This window comes from Variovorax boronicumulans, from assembly GCF_030812215.1.
GTDB classification, from domain to species: Bacteria; Pseudomonadota; Gammaproteobacteria; order Burkholderiales; family Burkholderiaceae_C; genus Variovorax; species Variovorax boronicumulans_C.
This window is the reverse complement of the sequence record NZ_JAUSSG010000009.1, coordinates 317657-340794: the sequence shown is the minus strand read 5'-3', so window position 1 is coordinate 340794 and position 23138 is coordinate 317657. Positions and strand designations below refer to the sequence as shown.

Annotated in this window: 24 protein-coding genes; 4 read left to right on the top strand and 20 right to left on the bottom strand. The window is 68.4% G+C overall.

Annotation, left to right across the window (positions count from 1 at the left end; genetic code table 11):
• Positions 1–104 precede the first annotated feature (104 nt).
• Positions 105–1061 carry an AraC-like ligand-binding domain-containing protein gene (locus J2W23_RS24030; RefSeq protein WP_307650522.1) on the top strand — a complete coding sequence of 319 codons (957 nt, stop codon included), beginning with the start codon at positions 105–107 and terminating at the stop codon, positions 1059–1061.
• On the opposite strand, the gene J2W23_RS24025 is transcribed toward J2W23_RS24030, so the two are convergent.
• Positions 1036–1965 (bottom strand): class I SAM-dependent methyltransferase, encoded by a 930-nt coding sequence (locus J2W23_RS24025; protein ID WP_307650521.1) that lies wholly within the window; start codon positions 1963–1965, stop codon positions 1036–1038. The genes J2W23_RS24030 and J2W23_RS24025 overlap by 26 nt on opposite strands.
• Before the next feature lie 97 nt (positions 1966–2062).
• Between J2W23_RS24025 and J2W23_RS24020 the strand changes: the two genes are divergently transcribed.
• The gene (locus J2W23_RS24020; protein WP_307650520.1) at positions 2063–2689 is read left to right on the top strand and encodes a flavin reductase family protein; all 627 of its coding nucleotides are present in this window, start codon (positions 2063–2065) and stop codon (positions 2687–2689) included.
• On the opposite strand, the gene J2W23_RS24015 is transcribed toward J2W23_RS24020, so the two are convergent.
• The 15 genes from J2W23_RS24015 to J2W23_RS23945 form a co-directional block, all read right to left on the bottom strand.
• The gene (locus tag J2W23_RS24015; RefSeq protein ID WP_307650519.1) at positions 2670–3230 is read right to left on the bottom strand and encodes a methyltransferase family protein; all 561 of its coding nucleotides are present in this window, start codon (positions 3228–3230) and stop codon (positions 2670–2672) included. The genes J2W23_RS24020 and J2W23_RS24015 overlap by 20 nt on opposite strands.
• Before the next feature lie 30 nt (positions 3231–3260).
• Positions 3261–4019, bottom strand: coding sequence for an SDR family NAD(P)-dependent oxidoreductase (locus J2W23_RS24010; RefSeq protein ID WP_307650518.1), 759 nt, complete (start codon positions 4017–4019; stop codon positions 3261–3263).
• Positions 4019–6070 (bottom strand): phenylacetic acid degradation bifunctional protein PaaZ, encoded by a 2052-nt coding sequence (gene paaZ / locus J2W23_RS24005; RefSeq protein WP_307650517.1) that lies wholly within the window; start codon positions 6068–6070, stop codon positions 4019–4021. The genes J2W23_RS24010 and paaZ overlap by 1 nt, the downstream gene beginning before the upstream one ends.
• Positions 6071–6093: 23 nt before the next feature.
• Entirely contained in the window at positions 6094–6843 is a 750-nt protein-coding gene (locus J2W23_RS24000) for an ABC transporter ATP-binding protein (protein WP_307650516.1), read from the bottom strand.
• Positions 6840–8750, bottom strand: a complete 1911-nt coding sequence (locus J2W23_RS23995) for a branched-chain amino acid ABC transporter ATP-binding protein/permease (RefSeq protein ID WP_176660455.1) — start codon at positions 8748–8750, stop codon at positions 6840–6842. The genes J2W23_RS24000 and J2W23_RS23995 overlap by 4 nt, the downstream gene beginning before the upstream one ends.
• Complete coding sequence (locus J2W23_RS23990) at positions 8747–9775, bottom strand: branched-chain amino acid ABC transporter permease (RefSeq protein WP_307650515.1); 1029 nt, start codon at positions 9773–9775, stop codon at positions 8747–8749. Before J2W23_RS23990 ends, J2W23_RS23995 begins: the two co-directional genes overlap by 4 nt.
• A 227-nt stretch (positions 9776–10002) precedes the next feature.
• Positions 10003–11151, bottom strand: coding sequence for an ABC transporter substrate-binding protein (locus J2W23_RS23985; protein ID WP_176660457.1), 1149 nt, complete (start codon positions 11149–11151; stop codon positions 10003–10005).
• Positions 11152–11194: 43 nt separating this feature from the next.
• Complete coding sequence (gene paaE, locus J2W23_RS23980) at positions 11195–12280, bottom strand: 1,2-phenylacetyl-CoA epoxidase subunit PaaE (protein ID WP_176660458.1); 1086 nt, start codon at positions 12278–12280, stop codon at positions 11195–11197.
• An 8-nt stretch (positions 12281–12288) separates the two neighbouring features.
• Positions 12289–12816, bottom strand: coding sequence for a 1,2-phenylacetyl-CoA epoxidase subunit PaaD (paaD, locus tag J2W23_RS23975; protein WP_307650514.1), 528 nt, complete (start codon positions 12814–12816; stop codon positions 12289–12291).
• A complete protein-coding gene (gene paaC / locus J2W23_RS23970; protein ID WP_307650513.1) occupies positions 12813–13592 on the bottom strand; it encodes a 1,2-phenylacetyl-CoA epoxidase subunit PaaC in 780 nt (259 codons plus the stop codon). The genes paaD and paaC overlap by 4 nt, the downstream gene beginning before the upstream one ends.
• Before the next feature lie 14 nt (positions 13593–13606).
• Positions 13607–13906, bottom strand: a complete 300-nt coding sequence (gene paaB, locus J2W23_RS23965; RefSeq protein WP_013539788.1) for a 1,2-phenylacetyl-CoA epoxidase subunit PaaB — start codon at positions 13904–13906, stop codon at positions 13607–13609.
• Positions 13903–14916: a 1,2-phenylacetyl-CoA epoxidase subunit PaaA gene (gene paaA / locus J2W23_RS23960; protein ID WP_307650512.1), complete on the bottom strand. Its 1014-nt coding sequence runs from the start codon at positions 14914–14916 to the stop codon at positions 13903–13905. The genes paaB and paaA overlap by 4 nt, the downstream gene beginning before the upstream one ends.
• 35 nt (positions 14917–14951) lie before the next feature.
• A complete protein-coding gene (gene paaK / locus J2W23_RS23955) occupies positions 14952–16262 on the bottom strand; it encodes a phenylacetate--CoA ligase PaaK (RefSeq protein ID WP_307650511.1) in 1311 nt (436 codons plus the stop codon).
• 19 nt (positions 16263–16281) lie between these two features.
• Positions 16282–16725 (bottom strand): hydroxyphenylacetyl-CoA thioesterase PaaI, encoded by a 444-nt coding sequence (paaI, locus tag J2W23_RS23950; protein WP_307650510.1) that lies wholly within the window; start codon positions 16723–16725, stop codon positions 16282–16284.
• A gap of 3 nt (positions 16726–16728) precedes the next feature.
• A complete protein-coding gene (locus J2W23_RS23945; protein ID WP_307650509.1) occupies positions 16729–17532 on the bottom strand; it encodes an enoyl-CoA hydratase-related protein in 804 nt (267 codons plus the stop codon).
• 148 nt (positions 17533–17680) lie between these two features.
• Here J2W23_RS23945 and J2W23_RS23940 point away from each other — a divergent pair, with 148 nt between their 5' ends.
• Positions 17681–18283, top strand: a complete 603-nt coding sequence (locus J2W23_RS23940) for a phenylacetic acid degradation protein PaaY (protein ID WP_176660464.1) — start codon at positions 17681–17683, stop codon at positions 18281–18283.
• Between the two features lie 83 nt (positions 18284–18366).
• A complete protein-coding gene (locus J2W23_RS23935; protein ID WP_176660465.1) occupies positions 18367–19017 on the top strand; it encodes a TetR/AcrR family transcriptional regulator in 651 nt (216 codons plus the stop codon).
• Here the strand turns inward: J2W23_RS23935 and J2W23_RS23930 are convergent.
• Genes J2W23_RS23930 through J2W23_RS23915 form a run of 4 tightly spaced genes read right to left on the bottom strand, consistent with a single transcriptional unit; the run spans position 19001 to position 23071 of the window.
• A complete protein-coding gene (locus J2W23_RS23930) occupies positions 19001–20038 on the bottom strand; it encodes a VWA domain-containing protein (RefSeq protein WP_013539797.1) in 1038 nt (345 codons plus the stop codon). The two genes, J2W23_RS23935 and J2W23_RS23930, sit on opposite strands and share 17 nt — an antisense overlap.
• Entirely contained in the window at positions 20035–21033 is a 999-nt protein-coding gene (locus J2W23_RS23925; protein ID WP_176660467.1) for a DUF58 domain-containing protein, read from the bottom strand. The genes J2W23_RS23930 and J2W23_RS23925 overlap by 4 nt, the downstream gene beginning before the upstream one ends.
• Positions 21014–22039 (bottom strand): AAA family ATPase, encoded by a 1026-nt coding sequence (locus J2W23_RS23920; protein WP_176660468.1) that lies wholly within the window; start codon positions 22037–22039, stop codon positions 21014–21016. The genes J2W23_RS23925 and J2W23_RS23920 overlap by 20 nt, the downstream gene beginning before the upstream one ends.
• Before the next feature lie 24 nt (positions 22040–22063).
• The gene (locus J2W23_RS23915; RefSeq protein WP_307650508.1) at positions 22064–23071 is read right to left on the bottom strand and encodes a S1C family serine protease; all 1008 of its coding nucleotides are present in this window, start codon (positions 23069–23071) and stop codon (positions 22064–22066) included.
• Positions 23072–23138 lie beyond the last annotated feature (67 nt).

Genomic DNA, 23138 nt, shown 5'->3' with positions numbered 1-23138 from the left:
CGCACAAAGCACTTGACCCAGCGTGCAGCCGGCTAGTGGTTAACCCGCAAGGCCGGAGGTCCGTCCGGCGCTTCACAATGCGCTGCCATCTGTCGCCGCCGCCCATGACCGAGTCCCTGCTGCTGTCCACCGACCCGATCCCGCCGAAGGAGCGCGGGCCGCAGTGGTGCGAGTGGGTGTGGCGGCATTTCGGCGGCCTCGGCTCCGACCTGTACGGCGACAGCGATTTCGACGGCCACATCGCGGCCTCGCATGCGGGCGACGTGATCCTCACGCGGCTCGAGGCGAATCGCCACCGCGTGCTGCGCACCCCGCAGATGGCGCGCCTGAGCGATGCGCCCTACCTGAAGATCGTCGCGCCCTGGCAGGGCTCGGCCGAGGTCACGCAGCGTGGCCGCGCCGCCGCGGTGCGTTCGGGCGGATGGACGCTCTACGACACCACGCTCGACTACCACGTGGAGAACCCCGAGCGCAGCGACCACCTGATCGTGATGTTGCCGAAGGACCAGGTCGCCTCGCCCACGTTGCCGCTCGCCGACCTCGTGGCGCGCCGCATCGGCGGCGACAGCGGCATCTCGCGCGTGGCGCTGGAGACCATGCGCAACACGTACCTCGAGCTGCCCTTCATGAGCGAGGCGGCGGCGCGCGGCGCGGGCGAGTTGCTGATCCAGCTGGTGCGGCTGTCGTTGATGGAGCTCGCGGGACAGAGCACGCCGCGCACCCAGCGCGAGGCGCTGAAAGACCGCATCCAGCATTACGTGGCGCAGAACCTGCACGACCCGTCGCTTTCGATCGACGGCATGGCGCAGGCCCTGCGCTGCAGCAAGCGCCTGCTGCACAGCGCCTTCGCGGGCGACGATGACACGCTGACCGGCTACATCCTCCACCAGCGGCTCGCGGCCAGCATTCGCGGGCTGCTCGATCCGGCGAACGCGGCGCGCTCCATCACCGACATCGCGCTGGCCTCGGGCTTCAGCAACCTCTCGCACTTCAGCCGCGTGTTCCGCGACCACACGGGCGGAAGCCCGAGCGAGTTCAGGCGGCAGGCGGCGCAGCGCTGACGACGCGGGCGTGCGCCATGTAGCCTGCGTTGCCCTTCCGAAGGCCGTTCGCGTCCACAGGGTCGTAGCGGACCACGGCCTGCTCGCGGTCGAGGTTCTCGATCAGTTGAAGGCCGGTTTGCAGCAGCACCGGCGCCAGCGTCGCGGGATCGAAGCCCGAGAGAAAAGGCTCCCCGACGGAAGACACGCTGCTGCGCAGCTTGTCGAATGCCTCGTTGCCGGGATTTTCGGGGCGGAACACCGCTTCGTCGACGTACGTGAAGACCAGTTCGCTGCCGGCCGGCGCCGAGGAAGCGATGGCGCGCAGCGTCGCGAGATTGGCCTCGCGCGTCAGGTACACCGTGACGCCGAGCCACGAGAAGAAGGTGGGTTGCGCCGGCTGGAAGGGCGAACGCGCCAGGGCCGATTGCAGCGTTTCCTCGGACAGGTCCGCCGCCACGAAATGCACCCTCTCGGGCTCGGCGATGCCGCAGTGCTGCAGGCACTCGCGCTTGAGCTGCTGCGTCGCGGGATGGTCCACCTCGAAGATCTGCAGCCCTTCGGCCCAGGCGGGGCGGCGGCACAGGAAGCTGTCGAAGCCCGCGCCGACGAGCACGTACTGCGTGATGCCGCGCCCGACCGCGGCCTGGAGCATGTCCTCGGTGTAGCGGCTGCGCAGGATGACGCCGGCATAGGCCGGGTTCGCGCGCATCGCCGCGTCCAGCACCCGGCCCGGATCGGCCCCGGCGCGCAGTGCGGGGTCCAGCCGCGCCATGGCCGATGCGCGCATGTCGGCCTGCACGGACTGCGGCACGAGGCGATCGCCCCACGGGTCGTGCAGCAGCGGCGCGGGGTCGCTGCGCGTGTGGATGGCCCGCATCAGCGAGGTGGCGAGGGCGGTACGGCTGGCTTTCGAGGGGTCCATGAAGGGCTGCTCCGGGGTGGAGGATGACGAAGGGCGGGCTTTGTGCGACGCTTCTGCCGCTTCGGCCTCGGTTCCTGCTTCATTTTCCGACGACTTCATGAACGCCTCTTCGTCTTCGCATCGCCGCCCCGTCCCTCTGGCCAAGGCCTACCGCCTGCTCAACCACGGCCCCACCGTCCTCGTGAGTGCCGCGCACGGCGGGCAGCGCAACATCATGGCGGCCGCATGGGCGATGCCGCTGGACTTCGATCCGCCCAAGGTGGCCGTGGTGCTCGACAAGAGCACCTGGACGCGCGTGCTGCTCGAAGGCGCGGGCACCTTCGCGCTGCAGGTGCCGGTGCGCGCGCAGCTCGACCTGACCGAAGCGCTGGGCAACAGCTCGGGCCGCGAGATCGTCGAGACCTCGGGGCGCGACAAGTTCGCGGCCTACGGCCTCGAGACCTTCGCCGGCACCGCGACCGATGCGCCATTGCTCGAAGGCTGCGCGGCCTGGCTCGAATGCCGGCTGCTGCCCGAGCCGCCGATCCAGCAGCGCTACGACCTCTTCCTCGGCGAGGTGATTGCCGCGCAGGCCGATGCACGCGTGTTCGAGAACGGGCGCTGGAACTTCACCGGCCACGACGAACTGCGCACGCTGCACCACGTGGCGGGCGGGCATTTCATCGTCGATGGCGAGGCGGTGGATGCGCGGCCGCTAAGGCCGGCTACAGCACGAAAGGAATGAAGCGCCGCGTGCCACGCATGTAGTCGCGGTAGGTGTCGCCGAAATGCGCGATGCATTCCTTCTCGTCGCGCAGCGCCGTCAGCACCAGCAGCAGCGTGGCCGCCAGCACCAGCGCCAGCGTGAGCCAGGTGAACTGCTTGAGGAAGGCGCCCCAGGCCAGCAGCATCAGCGCGGTGTACATCGGGTGGCGGATGTAGCGGAAGGCGCCCGAGGTCACGAGGGAGGAGGTCTTTTCGAAACCGTAGAGGGCAGGGTCGTCGTTGCGCGCCTCGGTGGGCTTGCCCTGCGCCTTGAGCAGCCGCACCGCGTGGATCGGCAGCCAGATCGACAGCGCCAGGAACACGCAGGAGAGCAGTTGGGTGAACGAGAGCGGGTCGACATGCCACACCGGCAGGTTCACCACGATCAGCACCAGCATGCATTCCCACGCGAAGAAGCGGTAGAAGCCGTGCGAGCCGGGCTGGCTCAGCGGCCCGCGCGAGACATAGAGCAGCGCGGCGGTGCCGGCGACGAGAAGGAAGATCTGGAACCAGAAGAGCATGGCGGCCGAATCTACACGGGCCGCCCGTCTTCAGCCAGAGATAGAAAACCCGCCGTCGACCGGAATGGCCGTGCCCGTCACGTAGTCGGATGCGGGGCTCGCGAGAAACACCGCGGTGCCGGCGATGTCGGCCGGCTGGCCCCAGCGGCCGGCGGCGGCGCGGGCCACCACGCGGTCGTACAGGCCCGGAATCTGGCTGCGCGCGCCGTCGGTGAGTTCGGTCTCGAACCAGCCGGGCAGGATCGCGTTGACCTGGATGTTGTCGGCCGCCCACGAGAGCGCGGTCGACTTGGTGAGCTGCACGATGCCCGCCTTGCTCGCGGCATAGGCCGGCGCGTAGGGCGCACCGAAGATCGACATCATCGAGCCGATGTTGATGATCTTGCCGCCGCCCGCCTTCTTGAGGTGCGGGTGCGCGGCGCGGCTGCAGAGGAAGGCGCTCGTGAGGTTGGTGCCCAGCACCTTGTTCCACTCGTCCAGCGAGAGCTGGTCGACGGGCTTGCGCACCGTGGTGCCGGCGTTGTTCACGAGGATGTCGAGCCGGCCGCAGCGCGCGGCCGCGTCATCGAAGGCTTTCTGCACCGAGGCTTCGTCGCTCACATCGACTTCGAGCGCGAAGCTGTCGCTGCCCAATGCCTTCAGCGCCTGGACCGCGGCCGCCGACTTCTCGGCATTGCGCGCCGCGACGATGACGCGCGCGCCCGCCTTCGCGAGGCCTTGCGCCATGCCGAGGCCAATGCCGCCATTGCCGCCGGTGACGAGCGCGACTTTTCCCGTGAGATCGAACATCAGGTGGTTTCCGGTTTCTTGGAGACGAGGGTCAGGATATCGTAGCTGGCGACCACGTCGCCATCCTGGTTCGTCACCTCCACGTCCCACGCCACCACGCCCTGGCCCTGGCCGCTTGCGTCCTTCTTGTTGCGATCGATCTTGCGCTTGCAGGTCAGGCGCGCGCGGATGGTGTCGCCGATGCCCACGGGCTTGACGAAACGCAGCGTGTCCAGGCCGTAGTTGGCGAGCACCGGGCCGGGTGCGGGCGAGACGAACAGGCCCGCGGCCGCCGACAGCACGAAGTAGCCGTGCGCGATGCGCCTGCCGAAGGGCGACTCCTTCGCCGCGACCTCGTCGAAGTGCATGTAGAAATAGTCGCCCGAGATGCCGCCGAAGGCCACGATGTCGGCCTCGCCGACGGTGCGGCGGTGGGTGAGCAGCGAGTCGCCGATGCGCAGGTCCTCGAAATAGCTGCGGAAGGGATGCACCTCGCTCTCGCGCACGGCCGCGCCGCGCACGTGCTCGCCGGTGATCGCGGCCAGCATCGTGGGCGAGCCCTGCACCGCGGCGCGCTGCAGGTAGTGCTTCACGGCGCGCAGGCCGCCGAGCTCTTCGCCGCCGCCCGCGCGGCCGGGGCCGCCGTGCTTGAGTTGCGGCAGCGGCGAGCCGTGGCCGGTCGATTCTGTGGCGGCTTCGCGGTCGAGCACCAGGAGGCGCCCGTGCCATGCGGCAGCGACCGGAATGGCCTTGGCTGCGACGGCCGGATCGCGCGTGACCAGCGTGCCGACGAGGCTGCCGCGGCCGCGTGCGGCCAGGGCCAGCGCTTCGTCGATGCCGTCATAGGGCATGAGCGTGCTGACGGGGCCGAAGGCCTCGACGTCGTGCGCCGCATCGTGTTCGAGGGGCTTGCGGCTCAGGAGCAGCGTGGGCGCGAAGAAGGCGCCTTCGCTCACGCCGTCGCCCACGGGCGAGAAGCCGTCGCGCTCGCCGTAGACCAGCTCGGCGCCCTGCAGCAGCGTGGCCACGCGCTCGGCCACGTCGGCCTGTTGCGCATGCGAGGCGAGGGCGCCCATGCGCACCTCTTCGTGCGACGGATCGCCGATGACGGTCTTGGCCAGCCGCGCGCGCAGGCGCTCGGCCACCGCATCGAGGTGCTGGCGCGGCACGATCGCGCGGCGGATGGCCGTGCACTTCTGGCCGGCCTTGGTCGTCATCTCGCGTGCCACTTCCTTCACGAAGAGATCGAACTCCTCGTCGTCGGGCGTCACGTCGGGCGCGAGGATCGCGCAGTTGAGCGAGTCGGCCTCGGCGTTGAACGGGATCGACTGGCGCACGATGTTCGGATGCACGCGCAGCTTGGCGGCGGTGTCGGCCGAGCCGGTGAAGGTGACCACGTCCGGCCCTTCGAGGCGGTCGAGCAGGTCGCCCGTGCCGCCGATCACCAGTTGCAGGCTGCCCTCGGGGAGGATGCCCGACTGCACGATGAGCCGCACCGCCGCCTCGGTGAGGTAGCTGGTGGCCGAAGCCGGCTTGCCGATGCACGGCATGCCCGCGAGAAAGCTGGGCGCGAACTTCTCGAGCAGGCCCCACACCGGAAAGTTGAAGGCGTTGATGTGCACCGCCACGCCGCCGCGCGGCACCAGGATGTGCGTGCCCGCGAAGCCGCCCTTCTTGCCGAGCGGGAAGGCCGGGCCTTCGTGCACCAGGTTGCCCGAGGGCAGCTCGTTGGAGCCGATGCCGGCGTAGGCGCTCAGCGTGCCGGCGCCGCCCTCGATGTCGATCCAGCTGTCGGCGCGCGTGGCGCCCGTGTGGGCCGAGACGGCGTAGAGCGTTTCCTTGTTCGCTGCGAGGTACTTGGCCAGCGCCTTCAGGCGCTCGGCGCGCTGCTGGAAGTCGAGCTTCATGAGCGCGGGGATGCCGGTGCGGCGTGCGTACTGCAGCGCTTCGGCGAAGTCGATGGCCTCGGCGTGCGTGCTGGCCACGGGCTTGCCGTTGACGGCGCTGCGCAGTTGCTGCGCGCCCTCTTTGCCGATCCAGCGGCCGGCGATGTAGCTTTGAAGGGTGGTCATGAAAGTCCTTGAGCGTCTGGGGTTCAGGCGACGGCGGGTTCCGCGTTGCGGTTGCCGATGCCCAGGTAGGTGTCGATGATTCGTTGGTCGTGCAGCAGTTCGCGTGCGTTGCCTTCGAGCGCCACGGCGCCCATCTCCAGCACATAGGCGCGGTCGGCCACCTGCAGCGCGGCACGCGCGTTCTGCTCCACCAGCAGCACGGAGACGCCGTGGCTTCGCAGTTGCGAGACCACGCGCAGCACTTCGCGCACGACCAGCGGCGCGAGGCCCAGCGAGGGTTCGTCGAGCATCAGGAGGCGCGGCCGGGCCATCAGCGCACGGCCGATGGCGAGCATCTGGCGTTCGCCGCCCGAGAGCGTCGAGGCCATCTGGGGCTTGCGCTCGCGCAGGCGCGGGAATATCTCGAACACTTCCTCCATGCGCGCGCGCTGGTCGCGCTTGCCCTTGCGCCACTGGTAGAAGCCGCCGAGCAGCAGGTTGTCTTCGACCGACATCTCGCCGAACAGCTCGCGCCGCTCAGGCACGAGCGCCACGCCGCGCGCGACCATGGTCTCGACGCCGGGGCGCGCGATGCGTTCGCCCGCGAGCGTGAGTGCGCCGGTGGAAGGCAGCAGGCCCATCGCCGCGCACAAGAGCGTGGTCTTGCCTGCGCCGTTGGGGCCGATGACGGTGACGATCTCGCCTTCGTTCACATGCAGGCGCACGCTGTGCACCGCTTCGACGGTGCGGTAGGCGACGCAGAAGTCCTGGAGTTGGAGGAGGGGAGCGGTCATCGTGCGTCTTCCAGCAGTTCGTCGTCGGCGCCGCCCAGATAGGCTTCCAGGACGCGCGGGTTGGCCTGCACCTCGGCCGGTGTGCCGGTGGCGATGACGGTGCCGAACTCGAGCACCGTGATGCGGTCGGCGAGGTTCATCACGAATTCCATGTCGTGTTCCACCACGAGGATGCCCAGGCCCTCGGCGCGCAGCTGGCTCAGCAGGACGGAGAGGGCGCGCTTTTCCAGGTGGCGCAGGCCTGCGGCGGGTTCGTCGAGCAGCAGCACCGAAGGCTGGCCGGCGAGGGCGCGCGCGATTTCCACCACGCGCTGCTGGCCGAGCGAGAGCGATGCGGCCGGCGTGTCGGCGTGCGCGCCGAGACCGCAGCGTTCGATCTGGCGGCGGGCCTCGGCCATCAGCGCGGCTTCTTCGGCGCGGTCCAGCCGCAGCATCGCGGCGAGCCAGCCGCGCCTGGCACGCAGGTGAGCGCCGAGCGCGACGTTCTCGACCACGCTGCGCTGCCCGAGCAGGCGCACATGCTGGAAGGTGCGGCCCAGGCCGAGTGCGGCAAAGGCACGCGAGGGCTTCGTTGCCATCGACTGGCCGGAGAGCCGCACCACGCCCGAAGTCGGATCGTCCACGCCCGAGATCATGTTGAAGAAGGTGCTCTTGCCGGCCCCGTTCGGGCCGATCAGCGCGTGGATCTCGCCGGCCTTCAGCGTCATCGAGATCGCGTTGTTGGCGACGAGGCCGCCGAAACGCTTGCTCACGTCGCTGGCTTCGAGCAGCAGTTCGCCCGATGCGGGCAGCGTGCGTTGTGCGAGTTGCACGGGTTGCGCAGGCGCGGTCTTCGATGCGGCAGCCGTTTCCTTCCGCGCATCGTTGCGCACCCAGCGGCTCGCGAGCCGCGAGAGCGTGGGCCAGAGCCCGTCCGCGAAGCGCTGCAGCACGAAGAGCATCAAGAGGCCGAACACGATCACTTCGAAGTTGCCGCTCGTGCCCAGCAGCGCGGGCAGCACGTCCTGCAGCTTTTCCTTCAGCAGCGTGATGAGCGCCGCACCGACCACCGCGCCCCACAGGTGCCCCGCGCCGCCGACCACCGCCATGAACAGGAGCTCGATGCCGATGTTCAGGTTGAAGGGCGTCGGGTTCACGAAGCGCTGCAGGTGCGCATAGAGCCAACCCGACACCGCCGCGAGCAGCGCGGCCAGCACGAAGAGTTTGATGCGGTGGCGCGCCGTGTCGACGCCCATCGACTCGGCCATGAGCCGGCCGCCCTTGAGCGCGCGGATGGCGCGGCCTTCGCGCGAATCGAGCAGGTTGTGCATGGCCCACAGCGCGAGCAGCAGCACGGCCCAGATCACCACGCCGAGCGCACGCGGCGTGGCGAGCGAAACACCTGCGACCACCAGCGGCGGCACGCCCGTGATGCCGGTCTGCCCGCCCAGGAACTCCATGTTGCCGAACAGGTAGTAGAGACTCAGGCCCCAGGCGATGGTGCACAGCGGCAGGTAGTGGCCCTGCAGCTTGAGCGTGACCGCACCGAGCGCCCAGGCGAGCGCGAAGGTGAAGACGAGGCCCAGCGCGAGGCCGGCCCACGGCAGCAGCGCAGGGCTGACCGCGCCGCCCAGCCATGCGGCGGCCGTTGGCGATGTGCAGATCCACGCCGTGGCGTACGCACCCATGCCGACGAACGCGGCCTGGCCGAACGAGGTCATGCCGCCCACGCCGGTGAGCATCACGAGGCCGGCCGCGACCAGCGCATAGAGCCCGATATTGCTGAGCACGGACACGGTGAACTCGGGCAGGAAGCCCCAGGCCAGCGCGAGCGCGACGACGAAGACCAGCGTGAGCTGGCGCGGCGTGACCAGCGGCTTGCCGGCAGGCGGCGCATTCACCGCGACGGGGTTCGAAGACGGGCTCATTCCTCGTCCTCCACATGATGGCTGCGCAGCGAACGCCACCACAGCACGGGAATGATCAGGGTGAAGACCAGCACTTCCTTGAACGGGCTGGCCCAGAAAGACGCGAAGGCTTCGAGCTGCCCGACCAGCAGCGCGCCGACCAGCGCCAGCGGATAGCTTGCGAGCCCGCCGACGATGGCGGCGACGAAGCCCTTCAGGCCAATGAGGAAGCCGGTGTCGTAGTACACGGTGGTGATGGGGGCAATCAGCAAGCCCGACACCGCGCCGATGAGCGCCGCGAGCGCGAAGCTCAGGTCGCCCGACAGCTCCGTCGGAATGCCCGAGAGCCGTGCGCCGACGCGGTTGATGGCGGTCGCGCGCAATGCCTTGCCGACCATCGAGCGCCCGAAGAACAGGAACATCGCGATCACCAGCAGCAGCGTGACCCCGACGACCACCAGCGATTGCCCGCTGACCGGGATGCCGCCGATGTCGAAGCGCGCATCGGAGAACGGCGTGGTGCGAGAACCCTCGGCGCCGAAGAACAGCAGGCCCAGGCCGACCAGCACGCCATGCAGCGCGACCGAGACGATCAGGAGCATCAGCACGTTGGCATCCGCCAGCGGGCGGTAGGCCAGGCGGTAGAGCAGCGGGCCGAGCGGCATGATGAGGATGAGCGTGGCGAACGTCTGCCCCGCCATCGAGGTCGGCTTGAGCAGCAGCACCAGCGCGGCAGCGGCCAGCGGCAGTACCACGCACCAGGCGAGCGCCGAGGCCCAGTCGACCACCGCGCCGCGCTTCCAGCGCCAGAGCTCGACCACGAGCACCATCACCGCGAGCGCGATCAAGAGCCACAGCGTGGCCGGCACGCGGCCGGCCTGCAGCATCGCCATCGAGAGGGCCCCGAAGGCGACGAACTCACCCTGGGGAATGAAGATGACGCGCGTGACCGAGAACACCAGCACGAGGGCGAGCGCCATCAATCCATAGACGGCACCGTTGACGATGCCGTCCTGCCCCAGCAACAGGGCGATCTGCAAATCCATACGAGAACTTTCAATCGAGGCTGAATGCCCCCGGACCGTTCGGGCTGAGCTTGTCGAAGCCTGCGCGCTCAGAGCTGCCCTTCGACAAGCTCAGGGCGAACGGGTTGGCAGCTCGAAGCGAAGGGTGGCTCAAAGTGCTCCAGCCGTTCGGGCCGAGCCTGTCGAAGCCTTGCGCGTTCGGAGCGGCCCTTCGACAAGCTCAGGGTGACCGGGCCGGGGTTCGTTCCTTAAGGCTGGTACTTCCAGGCGCCGTTTTCGATCTTCACCATCACGCGCGCGCGTTGGTCGAGGCCCAGGTGGTCCTTCTCGGTCATGCTGAACACGCCGTGCGCGCCCGACACTTCCTTGACCTGCTCCAGCGCATCGCGCAGGGCCGCGCGGAACTCGGGCGTGCCCGGTTGTGCCTTCTTCAGCGCGACCGGAACCGCGGAGGTCATCAGCAGGCCCGCGTCCCATGCGTGCGCGCCGAAGGTCGACACGGTGCCCTTGCCGTTGGCTGCTTCGTATGCCGACACATAGGCCAGCGCGGACTTCTTCACCGGGTTGCTGGCCGGCAATTGGTCGGCCACGAGCACCGGGCCCGCGGGCAGGAAAGTGCCTTCCACGTCCTTGCCGCCCACGCGCAGGAAGTCGGCGTTCGCCACGCCGTGCGTCTGGTACATCTTGCCGGTGTAGCCGCGCTCCTTGAGCGTCTTCTGCGGCAGCGCGGCCGGCGTGCCCGAGCCCGCGACCAGCACGGCGTCTGCCTTGGCGGCCATGATCTTCAGCGCCTGGCCGGTCACCGAGGTGTCGGTGCGTGAGTAACGCTCGTTGGCGACGATGGTGATCTTCTTGAGCGCCGCGGCCTTGGCGAATTCTTCCGACCAGCCTTCGCCGTACGCATCGGAGAAGCCGATGAAGGCGACCGTCTTCACGCCGTTGGCGGCCATGTGCTCGGCGATGGCGAGCGACATCATGATGTCGTTCTGCGGCGTCTTGAAGACCCACTTCTTCTTCGCGTCCATCGGCTCGATGATGCGGGCCGAGGCGGCGATGGAGATCATCGGCGTCTTGGCCTCGCTCACCACGTCGATCATCGCGAGCGAGTTGGGCGTGGTGGTGGAGCCCAGCACGATGTCGACCTTGTTCTCGGCGATCAGCTTGCGGGTGTTGGCCACGGCCGCGGTGGTGTCGGAGGCATCGTCCAGCACGATGTAGTTGATCTTCTGGCCGCCGATGGTCTTGGGCATCAGCGCGATGGTGTTCTTCTCGGGAATGCCGAGCGAGGCGGCGGGGCCGGTGGCCGACACCGTCACGCCGACATTGACGTCGGCCCACGCCGCGGCGGCGGTGGCGCACAGCGCGGCGATCAGAAGGGGCTGGAAGAAGAATTTCATTTGGGCTTGTCTCCGGGTTGAAAAATCGTTGGGGCCTTGCGTGTCAGCGCTCGTCGAAGGACAAGGTGACACGTTCGGTGAGGGGGTGGGCCTGGCAGGTCAGCACGAACCCGGCGGCCACTTCATTCTTGTCGAGCGCGAAGTTTCTTTCCATGCGGACTTCCCCGTCCACGCACTTGGCGCGGCAGGTGCCGCACACGCCGGAGGTGCACGAGAACGGCACTTCGAGGCCGGCGGCAGAGGCCGCATCGAGGATGCTGGGCTGGCCTTCGGTGAAGGTGATCTCGCGCTGCAGGCCGTCGCGCACGATGGTGATGCGGGCCTGCTTGGCGTCGCCCGGCTGCGGCTCGTGCACCACGGCGCCGACCTGCGTGGCCGAGGGAAGAGCGACGCCGAAGCGCTCGATGTGGATGCGGTCCTCGGGCACGCCGGCCGCGAGCAGCGCGGCCTCGGCCTCGTCGTTCATCTGGAACGGGCCGCAAACGTACACATGGTCGATCTTCTTCGCGGGCACCACCGACGCGAGGAACTCGCCGATCTTCTCGCGGTTCATCACCCCGAAGCCCAGCGGCGAATCGGTGTGCTCGTCGGAGAACACATGCAGCAGCACCAGGCGCGTCATGTAGCGGTTCTTCAGGTCCTCGATTTCTTCCTTGAACATCGTGGACTGCAGCTGGCGGTTGCCGTAGATCAGCGTGAAGCGGCTCGCGGGCTCGCGCGCCAGCACGGTCTTCATGATCGAGAGGATCGGCGTGATGCCGCTGCCGCCCGCGATGCCGACGTGGTGCCGGGCCGAAGCCGGCTCGATCGGCACGAAGAAGCGGCCCTGCGGCGCCATCACCTGCAGGGTGTCGCCGGGCTGCAGGTTCGCGTTGATCCAGTTGGAGAACACGCCGCCGCGCACCTTGCGCACGCCGACGCGCAGCTCGCCGTCGTCCAGGCCCGCGCAGATCGAATAGGAACGGCGCAGGTCCTGGCCGTCGATGTCGTGGCGCAAGGTGAGGTACTGGCCCTGCGTGAAGCCGAAGACTTCCTGCAGGTCGGCCGGCACCTCGAACGAGACGATGACGGCCTCGTGCGTGTCGGGCTCGATGGCCTTCACGCGCAGGGGGTGGAAAAGGGTACTCATCGGGGGCCTTAGATCGGCTTGAAATGTTCGAAGGGCTCGCGGCAGGCCATGCAGCGATAGAGGGCCTTGCAGGCGGTCGAGCCGAAGGCCGAAAGGCGTTCGGTGCGCTCGCTCGCGCAGCGCGGGCAGGCGATGCGTTCGCCGGCGATGCGCCCGAAGAGCTTGATCGGCATCGCGGTGTTGGCGGCGACCTCGGGCGTGAGATGCGCGGGCGGCGCAATGCCGTAGGCCTTGAGCTTGGCGCGGCCCTCGTCGCTGATCCAGTCGCTGCTCCATGCGGGCGCGCGGCGCAGCGTGGCGCGTGCGCGGCCGAGGCCCGCCTGCTCGATGGCGGCCAGCACGTCGTGCTCGATCGCTTCGGTCGCGGGGCAGCCGGAGTAGGTGGGCGTGAGCACGATCTCCAGGCCGTCGTCGTGTTCGATCACCTCGCGCACGATGCCCAGGTCGCAGACCGACACGGCCGGCACCTCGGGGTCGAGCACCGTGTGCAGCACGGCCCACGCCGCATCGACGCGCGACGCAACCACGCTCGTCACCACACGCCCCCGGGGAAGCTGCGCTGCAGGTGCTGCATCTCGGTGAGGATGTAGCCCATGTGCTCGCTGTGCACGCCTTGCTTGCCGGTGCTGCGGAAGGCGGCTTCCTTCGGCATCGCGAGGCCGGCCGCGTCGAGCACCTGCTGCATCTCGGCGTGCCAGGGTTCGCGCAGTTCGCTCCATGCGGGGCCGAGGCCGCTTGCGCTGGCTTCGGCGTCCACCGCATCGCTCTCGAACAGCTCGGGCACGTAGAGCCAGAGCTGCTTCAACGCCTTCTCGGTGCGGCGGCGCGATTCTTCGGTGCCGTCGCCCAGGCGCACCACCCAGTCGCCCGAGTGCTGCTGGTGGTAGCGCGCTTCCTTCACCGCCTTGCCGGCGATGGCGGCCACCTCGGCATCGCTCGATGCCGCGAGGCGCTGCCACAGCAGCTTGAGCAGCGTGGCGACCATGGTGTTGCGCACCACGGCAAAGGCGAAGTCGCCGCGCGGCAACTCGACCAGCGTGAGGTTGAAGTAGTCGCGCTCTTCGCGCAGGTACGCGAGCTGGTCTTCGTCGTGCGCGCGGCCTTCGCCTTCGAGCTTGCCGGCGTGCGTGAGCAGGCCGCGCGCCTGGCCGACGAGGTCGAGCGCGATGTTGGCCATCGCGATGTCTTCTTCCAGCACGGGCGCGTGGCCGCACCACTCGCCCAGGCGCTGCGCGAGCACGAGACATGTGTCGCCGATGCGCAGCAGGTATTGCACGGCGGGCGTGCGGTTCAGTTCGATCGATGCTTGCATGGCGTGCCGCTCGCTCACATGTGGTCCACGGACTTGGGCAGCGCGTAGAAGGTCGGGTGGCGGTAGACCTTGTCTTCGGCCGGATCGAAGTACATGTCCTTCTCGCCCGGGTCGCTCGCCACGATCTGCTCGGAGCGCACCACCCAGATGCTGCTGCCTTCCTGGCGGCGCGTGTACACGTCGCGCGCCATCTGGATCGCCATCTTCGAATCGGCCGCGTGCAGGCTGCCGCAGTGCTTGTGGTCCAGGCCCGCCTTGCTGCGAACGAACACTTCCCACAGGGGCCACTCTTGTTTGGTCGTATCGGCGCTCATGCGGCCTCCTTGACTGGTTGCTGTTTGTTGGCGTGGGCCATCGCGGCTTCGCGGACCCACTCGCCGTCTTCCCACGCGTCGACGCGGGCCTGCAGGCGCTCGCGGTTGCAGGGGCCGTCGCCGCCGATCACGCGCCAGAACTCGCTCCAGTCGATGGCGCCGAAGTCGTGCGCCTGGCGCTCTTCGTTCCACTTGAGATCTGGGTCGGGCAGGGTCACGCCGAGGATGGCGGCCTGCTCGACGGCGGCGTCGATGAATTTCTGGCGCAGCTCGTCGTTGCTGAAGCGCTTGATGCCCCAGCGCATCGACTGCGCCGAGTTGGGCGACTGGTCGTCGGGCGGGCCGAACATCATGATCGAGGGCCACCACCAGCGGTTGACCGCGTCCTGCACCATCGCTTTCTGCGCGTCGTTGCCATGGGTCATCATGGTGAGCAGGGCCTCGTAGCCCTGGCGCTGGTGAAAGCTCTCCTCGCGGCAGATGCGGATCATGGCGCGCGCATACGGTGCGTACGAGCAGCGGCAGATCGGCACCTGGTTCATGATCGCCGCGCCATCGACCAGCCAGCCGATGGTGCCCATGTCGGCCCAGGTGAGCGTGGGGTAGTTGAAGATCGAGCTGTACTTGGCCTTGCCGCTGTGCAGCGCGTCGAACATCTGGTCGCGCGAAGTGCCCAGCGTCTCGGCGGCCGCATACAGGTAGAGGCCGTGGCCGCCTTCGTCCTGCACCTTGGCCAGCAGGATGGCCTTGCGCTTCAACGTGGGCGCGCGGCTGATCCAGTTGCCCTCGGGCAGCATGCCGACGATTTCGGAATGCGCGTGCTGGCTGATCTGGCGCACCAGCGTCTTGCGGTAGTGCTCGGGCATCCAGTCCTTCGCCTCGATGAATTCGCCAGCGTCGATCTGCGCGTCGAAGCGCTCCTCGAGCCGCATCTCATCGGCGGAGCGCACGGCCTTCTGCTTGCCGTCGCCCGGGTCCTTGCCCATGGTGTCCATTGCCTGGGTGTACATGTGCGTGTCCTTTCAGTGTGGGGGGGCCTTGCGCGTCAGCGCGGGCGGGTGTCGATCACGCGGCGGGCCTTGCCGGTCTGCGTGCGTTCCATCTCGTTGGGGGCGTGCACCACCACGCGGCTGGAGATACCCACCAGCGTCTTCACGCGGTGCTGCACCCAGTCGGCGATGGCGGCGCGGTCGGCCGCGGCCGCATCGGCAGGCGCGAGCTCGCAGTGCACCTCGACCTGGTCGAGCAGGCCTTCGCGGCTCACGTGCACCTGGTAGAGGCCGGTGAGCGCGCCGTGCGCCAGCACGATCTCTTCGACCTGCGTGGGGAAGACGTTCACGCCGCGGATGATCATCATGTCGTCGCTGCGTCCGACGATCTTGCCCATGCGGCGGAACGAACGCGAGGTGGGCGGCAGGAGGCGCGTGAGGTCGCGCGTGCGGTAGCGAATGATGGGCATCGCCTCTTTGCTGAGCGACGTGAAGACCAGTTCGCCTTCTTCGCCGTCGGCCTTCAGCTCGCCCGTTTCGGGATCGATGATCTCGGGATAGAAATGGTCTTCCCAGATCACCGGGCCGTCCTTGCTCTCGACGCATTCGCTCGCGACGCCGGGGCCCATCACTTCGGAGAGGCCGTAGATGTCGACCGCATCGATGCCGGCCTTGGCCTCGATGTCGCGGCGCATCGCCTCGGTCCACGGCTCGGCGCCGAAGATGCCGATCTTGAGCGAGCTGTCTTTCGCGTCGAGGCCCTGCCGCTCGAACTGCTCGATGATCACCTGCATGTAGCTGGGCGTGACCATGATGATGTCCGGCTTGAAGTCCTGGATGATCTGCACCTGCTTCTCGGTCTGGCCGCCCGACATCGGGATGACGGTGCAGCCCGCGCGCTCGGCGCCGTAGTGCGCGCCGAGGCCGCCGGTGAAGAGGCCGTAGCCGTACGACACGTGCACCATGTCGCCGGGCCGCCCGCCCGCCGCGCGGATGGAGCGGGCGACGAGGCCGGCCCAGGTGTCGATGTCTTTCAGCGTATAGCCGACGACGGTCGGCTTGCCGGTGGTGCCCGACGACGCATGGATGCGCGCGACCTGTTCGCGCGGCACGGCGAACATGCCGAAGGGGTAGTTGTCGCGCAGGTCGCTCTTCACCGTGAACGGGAACTTCGACAGGTCGGCGAGCGACTTCAGGTCGTCAGGGTGCACGCCCTTCGCTTCGAAGGCACGGCGGTAGTGCGGCACGTGGTCGTAGGCACGCTGCAGCGTGGCGCGCAGGCGGGTGAGCTGCAGCGCGGCGATCTCGTCGCGGCTCGCGGTTTCGATGGGATCGAGTTCGCCGGGGGCGGGGTGTCGGGCGGTCATGGTGGTCTTGTCTCTTCGTTCAGGCAGCGACGGCGGGGCGGCCCTTGGCGGTGTACGAGCGGCCACGGAACATCGCGATGCGCTCGCCGCGCTGGTTGGTGATTTCGGTGTCGTACACGCCGGTGCGGCCGGCCTTGGAGACCTCGTGGCAGCGCGCGGTGAGCACATCGCCTTCGCGCGCGGGAGCGATGAAGTCGATCGAGAAACCCGAGGCCACGGTCAGCTCGTTGTACGAGTTGCAGGCGAAGGCGAAGGTCGAATCGGCCAGCGTGGCCATGAAGCCGCCGTGGCAGGTGGCGTGGCCGTTGAGCATGTCGGGGCGCACCTGCATCTGGATGGTGGCCTGGCCGGGGCCGACCTCGACGATGCGCATGCCAAGGCCCTGGGTGGCGTTGTCGTTGGCGAGCATGCCGTCGCGGACGTACTCGGCCGTCTGCTGGGGCGTGCGGGTGGGTTCGGTCATGGCTCAGCGGTCCTTGAACACGGGCGCGCGCTTGGCGCGGAAGGCTTCGACGCCTTCGCGGTAGTCGTTGGCGTTGCCCATTTCGCGTTGGATGCGGGCTTCTTCGGCCAAGGCTGCATCGAGGCTCATGTCCTGCGCCGCGGTCAGCGCCTGGCGGGTGGCGACGAGGGCGCGGGTCGGCATGGTTGCGAGCTTCGAGGCGAGTGCGGCGGCCGTATCGGCCAGCGCCGCGTCGTCCACGCACTGCCAGATGAGGCCGATGCGCGCGGCTTCTTCGGCGGGGAGCTTGTCGCCGAGCAGCGCGATGCCCAGCGCACGTGCCGAGCCGACGAGGCGTGGCAGCAGCCAGGTGCCGCCGGTGTCGGGCACGAGGCCGATCCTGGTGAAGGCCTGGATGAAGCTGGCCGAGCGGCCGGCCACGACGAGGTCGCAGCACAGCGCGAGGTTGGCACCCGCGCCGGCCGCGACGCCGTTGACGGCCGCGACCACCGGCACCGGCATCGAGCGAAGGCGTGCGACGAGCGGGGCGTAGTAAGTGGAGATGACGCGGCCCAGGTCCTTGGGCGCGGCGCCAGGCGTGGGGTCGGGGGCGACCGAGGGATCGGCGAGGTCCTGGCCGGCGCAGAAGGCGCGGCCGGCGCCGGTGAGCACGACGCAGCGCACGCTGTCGTCCCTGGCTGCCGATTCCAGCGCTGCCATCAACTCGGCATGCAGCTCGGTCGTGAAGCTGTTGAGCGCCGCAGGGCGGTTGAGGCTCAGCGTGCGGACGGCATCGGCGTTGCTGACGAGAACTAAAGGTTCCGACATGGCGTGTCTTTCATCCTTGTGTGGGTACGAATCGGCTAGTAAACACTATTGACCGACCGTTCGGTTGATTTTAGGATTGACCGCAATCCCGGCACAAGCGGGTTGATTCAGGGCAAACCCTGAGACCGCAAAAAAGGAGCCCCATCGAATGCCCAGCTATTCCATCGACGGCGTGATTCCCGTCGTCGACCCGAGCGCCTATGTGCACCCCAGTGCCGTGCTGATCGGTGACGTGATCGTCGGCCCGAACTGCTATGTCGGCCCGTGCGCGAGCCTGAGGGGCGACTTCGGCCGCATCGTGCTGGAGGAGGGCTCCAACGTGCAGGACCACTGCTGCATCCACGGCTTTCCCGACAACGACACGGTGGTGGAGGTCAACGGGCACATCGGCCATGGCGCGATCCTGCACAGCTGCATCGTGCGGCGCGATGCGCTGGTGGGCATGAACGCGGTGGTGATGGACGAGGCTGAGATCGGCGAGAAGGCCATCGTTGCGGCCTGTGCTTTCGTTCCGGCCGGCATGAAGGTGCCGGCGCGGTCGCTGGTGTCGGGCATTCCGGCAAAAGTGAAGCGCGAGCTCAGCGACGACGAGATCGCCTGGAAGCTCGAAGGCACGCACGTCTACCAGGCGCTGACGGTGCGCAGCCTCGCGAGCCTGCGCGAAGTGGCGCCGCTCGCCGAGAAGGAGGCGGACCGCCCGCGCCTGCCGGCCATCGACGTGCGTTCGCTCATTGCCACGCGGCGCGGCTGAGAGGCTCAACCTCTGACCCGCCGCCCGCTTCATGCAAGATCGCGCGCTGTCCCCAACCGCTTGAATCCAAGGAACCCGACCCGATGCCGCGTGGAAGATCCGCCACCTACGACGACCAGCGCGAACTGATCCTCGCGCAGGCCGCCCAGCTGTTCGCGCGCCGGGGTTACCCCGCCACGTCGATGAACCAGGTGGCCGAGGCGTGCAACCTCTCCAAGGCCACGCTCTATCACTACTACAAGGACAAGAGCAGCCTGCTCATCAGCATTGCCGAGACGCATGTGTCGAAGCTCGCGGCGCTGGTGGCCGAGGAAGAGGCGTCGACGCAGACCGATGAAGAGCGCCTTCGCCGCTTCATCTACCGCATCGTCGAGGAATACGCCGGCGCGCAGGACGCGCACCGCGTGCTGACCGACGACGTGCGCTTTCTCGAAGAGGAAGACCGCGAGCGCGTGCTCGACAAGGAGCGCGAGGTGGTCGCGGGCTTTGCGCGCGCGGTGTCGGCGCTGCGGCCCGGCGCGCCGAGCGACGACCTGGCCAAGCCCCTGACCATGCTGCTGTTCGGCATGATCAACTGGATGTTCACTTGGATGAAGCCTGGCGGAAAGCTCGACCACGCGGCGATCGCGCCGATCGTGGCCGATCTTTTCCTTGGGGGCATCGGGGCTGTGAAGTCGCCGGATTGCGCGGATGCGCAGCCCGCAACCGCAACGAGCGCTAAAGAATCCGGTTGAACCAGAGCAGCGACAACCCGGCCGACAGCAGCGTGAGCACCGCCGCGCCGAGCGCGAACAGCGCCGAGATTTCCGTTTCCTTCTTCTCCACGGTGAGCTTGGAGCTCAGCGTTTCGTAGACCTTCTTCAGGTCGTTCGCGGTGCCTGCGTAGAAGTACTCGGCATTGGTCTTGTTGGCGACGGCCTTGAGCGTTTCCTCGTCGAGCCGCACGCGCATCGACCAGCCTTCGAAGCCGATTGTTTCGCCATCGACCGTGCCCACGCCCACCGTGTAGATGCGCACGCCGCGGTCGGCCGCGGCCTTGGCCGCATCGAGCGGATCGACGCCCGTTGTGCGCTGGCCGTCGGTCAGCATGATGATCGCGGCCGAGGTGAAGGAGCCGGGCGCCACGGGCGTGAAATCCTTGAGCTTCTTCTCGGTCTGGTCGATCGGCGTGCCGCGCTGGCGGCTCGGTGCGCTGAACTGCTCGACGTCGATGCCGGCATCGGGAAACAGCGTGGCGAGCGACACCACGATGGCGTTGCCGGTGGCGGTCGCGCGCTGCAGCTGGAAGCTGTCGATGGCGGTCACCAGGTCGTCGTGGTTTGTGGTTGGCAGCTGCGCCACCTGCGCGCTGCCCGCGAAGGCGACGATGCCCACCTTCACGGTGCGCGGCAGGTCCTTGATGAAGCTCTTGGCCGCTTCCTGCGCCGCCACCAGCCGGTTGGGCAGCACGTCGGCCGCGCGCATGCTGCCCGAGACGTCCATCGCAAGGATGATGGTCTGCTGGTTCGAGGGCAGCATCACCACCGCCATCGGCCGCGCCGCGGCCACCAGCATCGCGGCCATGGCCAGGAGGAACAACAAGGGCGGAAGGTGCCTTCTGAAGCTCTGGCCTGCACCCATCGCCTCGCGCACGATCGACAGGCTCGCATAGCGCACCGCCATCTTCTTCTTGCGGCGGATCAGCCAAACATAGAGCAACACCAGCAGCGGCAACGCCGCCAGCAACCAGAGGAATTGAGGCCAGAGAAAAGTCATGCTGCCACCGCCTTCACGCTGCCCGAGACCGACCCTGCGCCCACGCGCGTGCGGCGCTTGCGCAGGTCGGCAAAACGAACGATGGCTTCCACCAGGTCGTCGCTGGTCGAAAGCTCCAGGGCATCGACGCCGGCCTTGGCGAGCGAGGCGCGCAGCGTCGCCTCGCGCTCGGTGGCCAGGCGCGCAAAGCGCTTGCGAAATCCGGCATCGTGGGTGTCGACCCACAGCTGCTCGCCGGTCTCGGCATCGCGCAGCGGCACGAGGCCCAGGTCGGGCAGTTCGAGTTCGAGCGGGTCGAAGAGGCGCACGGCGATCACTTCATGCCGCTGTACCAGTTGGCCCAGCGGGCGCTCCCAGCCGGGCTCGCTCAGGAAGTCGGACACCACGAAGACGGTGGAGCGGCGCGGCATCAGCGTGGCGGCGGACTTCAGCAGATCGTCCAGGCGGGTCATGCCTTTTTGCGCGGGGCCGTCCGCCTTGTCGGCACGGCGCTCCATCGCGTGCAGCAGATGCAGCACATGGCGCCGGCCGCTGCGCGGCGGGATCACCGCCTCGAGGTCGTTGCCGTAGACCAGCGCACCGACCCGGTTGCCGTGCCGCGTGAGCAGCCGCGCGAGCACGCCGACGAAGCCGGCCGAGATCTCGCGCTTGGCCTTCAGGCCCGAGCCGAAATCGACCGAGCGGCTCAGGTCGAGCACGAACCAGGCGGCCATCTCGCGGTCTTCGGTGAAGACGCGCACATGCGGCGTCTGCAGCCGAGCGGTGACGTTCCAGTCGATGTGGCGCACGTCGTCGTGGTGCTGGTACTCGCGCAGGTCCGCCAGGTCCAGGCCGCTGCCGCGCATCAGCGTGCGGTAGTCGCCCTGCAGCAGGCCGTCGAGGCGGCGGATGACCGTCCATTCGAGGCGGCGCAGCGCGCGTTCGGCCCCGCCGGCTTCCGCTGCGAGCCGTTCGTCGTTCGCGGCCGCGGGGGCCTTACGCCACCAGCTTTTCATGTTCCAAGGGTTTGGGTGGTGCGGGGATGGCCCGCATGATTTTCTCGATCAGGCTGTCGGGCGTCAGGCCTTCGGACAGCCCTTCATAGGAAAGCGTCACGCGGTGGCGCAGCACGTCGGCCACGAGCGCGGTCATGTCCTCGGGCAGCGCGTAGCTGCGGCCGCGCAGCAGCGCGAGCGCACGCGCGCCCTCGGTGAGGCTGATGCTCGCGCGTGGGCTCGCGCCGAAGGTGATGAAGCGGCGCATGTCCTTCAGGCCGTGCTTCTCGGGCGTGCGGGTGGCAGAGACGAGCTTCACCGCGTACTGGATGAGGGACGGGTCGACGTACACGCGCCGGGCCTCCGCCTGCAGCGCCGCGAGCTGCTCGGTGGTGGCGACCGGGCTGGCCTCCACCGCCGGGCCGATCACGCGCTGGACGATGACAAACTCTTCCTCGTCGCTCGGGTAATCGACCAGCACCTTCATCATGAAGCGGTCGACCTGCGCCTCGGGCAGCGGGTAGGTGCCTTCGGTCTCGATGGGGTTCTGCGTTGCCATCACGAGGAAGGGGCGCGGCACCTTGTGTGTTTCGCCGGCGATGGTGACCTGGCGCTCCTGCATCACTTCGAGCAGCGCGCTCTGCACCTTGGCCGGCGCACGGTTGATTTCGTCGGCCAGCAGCAGGTTGGCGAACACCGGGCCCAGCGAGGTGCTGAACTCGCCCGTCTTCTGGTTGTAGATGCGCGTGCCCACCAGGTCGGCCGGCACCAGGTCGGGCGTGAACTGGATGCGCTTGAAATGGCCGCGCACGGTGTCGGCCAGCGTCTTGATGGTGAGCGTCTTCGCGAGCCCGGGAACGCCTTCGACCAGCAGGTGGCCGCCCGCGAGCATCGCGACCATCACGCGCTCGAGAAAGCGGTCCTGGCCCACGACCACGCGCTTGACCTCGTAGAGGATCTGCTCCATCAGCTCGGCGGTGGCGGGCGCGGTGGCGAAGGTTGAAGGGATCGGGTTCTCGGTGCTCATGCGAAGGGCTTTCTTTCGAAGAAATCAGAAAGGCGGCGAACCTGCCGCAGAGGCCGCGTTCTCGATCGGCACCGCGAAGCCGATGCCGATGAAGGTGCGCTGCTGCGTCGGGTTGAGGATGGCGGTGACGATGCCCAGCACCTCGCCGTCCATGTTGATGAGCGGGCCGCCCGAGTTGCCGGGGTTGGCGGCCGCGTCGAACTGGATCAGGTTGCCCAGCTCCTGCTTGCCCTCGGGCGAGCGGAACGAGCGCTTCAGGCCCGACACCACGCCGGCCGACACCGACGGCCCGATGCCGAAGGGAAAGCCCACGGCCGCCACCTGGTCGCCGGGGCGCAGGTCGGCGGTGGAGCGCATTGCGGCGGGGATCAGGTCGTCGGGGATCTTCTGCGCCTGCAGCACCGCGAGATCGTTCTCGGGCTGCACGCCGGTGATCACGGCCACCGCTTCGAGCCCGTCGGCGAAGGTGACCTTGATCTTCTCGGAGCCTGCGACGACGTGCAGGTTGGTCAGGATCACGCCCTTGTCGACGATCACCACGCCGGTGCCCACGCCGCGCTCGACTTCGCCGGGTGCCGCGCCGTCGAGCGGCGCCTCGGGTGGCTTGCCCTTGGCCATGTTGCGGCCGCGCTTCTGGGTCTTGGCTTCGGGCGTGGCCTTCTCGGGGCCGTAGCCCACCACGCGAACGACCGAGGGCCGGATGATGTCGGCCGCTCTGGCGGCGGGCGAGGGGAGGGAGGCGGTCTGCATCGTGCGCAGCACGGCCGCGTCGATGTCTTTCTGCGTGATTGCCTTGCCCTGGCGCGGCCACCACACGGTGCCGCCGGTGACCAACGCCGCGCAGAGCACGAGGAGGAGGGCGAAGCTCTTGCGTCCCGGTTGCCAGCCGGTGCGGGTGGGCGGCTGCTGCACGGTGCCCCCTGCGCCTGCCGTATCCGGGGCTGCCGCGGCATCCGCCGCCTGATCGGCCGCTCGTTCTGCGGCTGGCGGCAGCGTGCGGGGCGAACGGCTGTAGAAAGCGGGCCTGCGCATCGGAGAACCTCCGGCAAAAAAGACGCGTGAAGGAGTTCACAGTAGCACGCTTTCCGCGCCTGTGCAT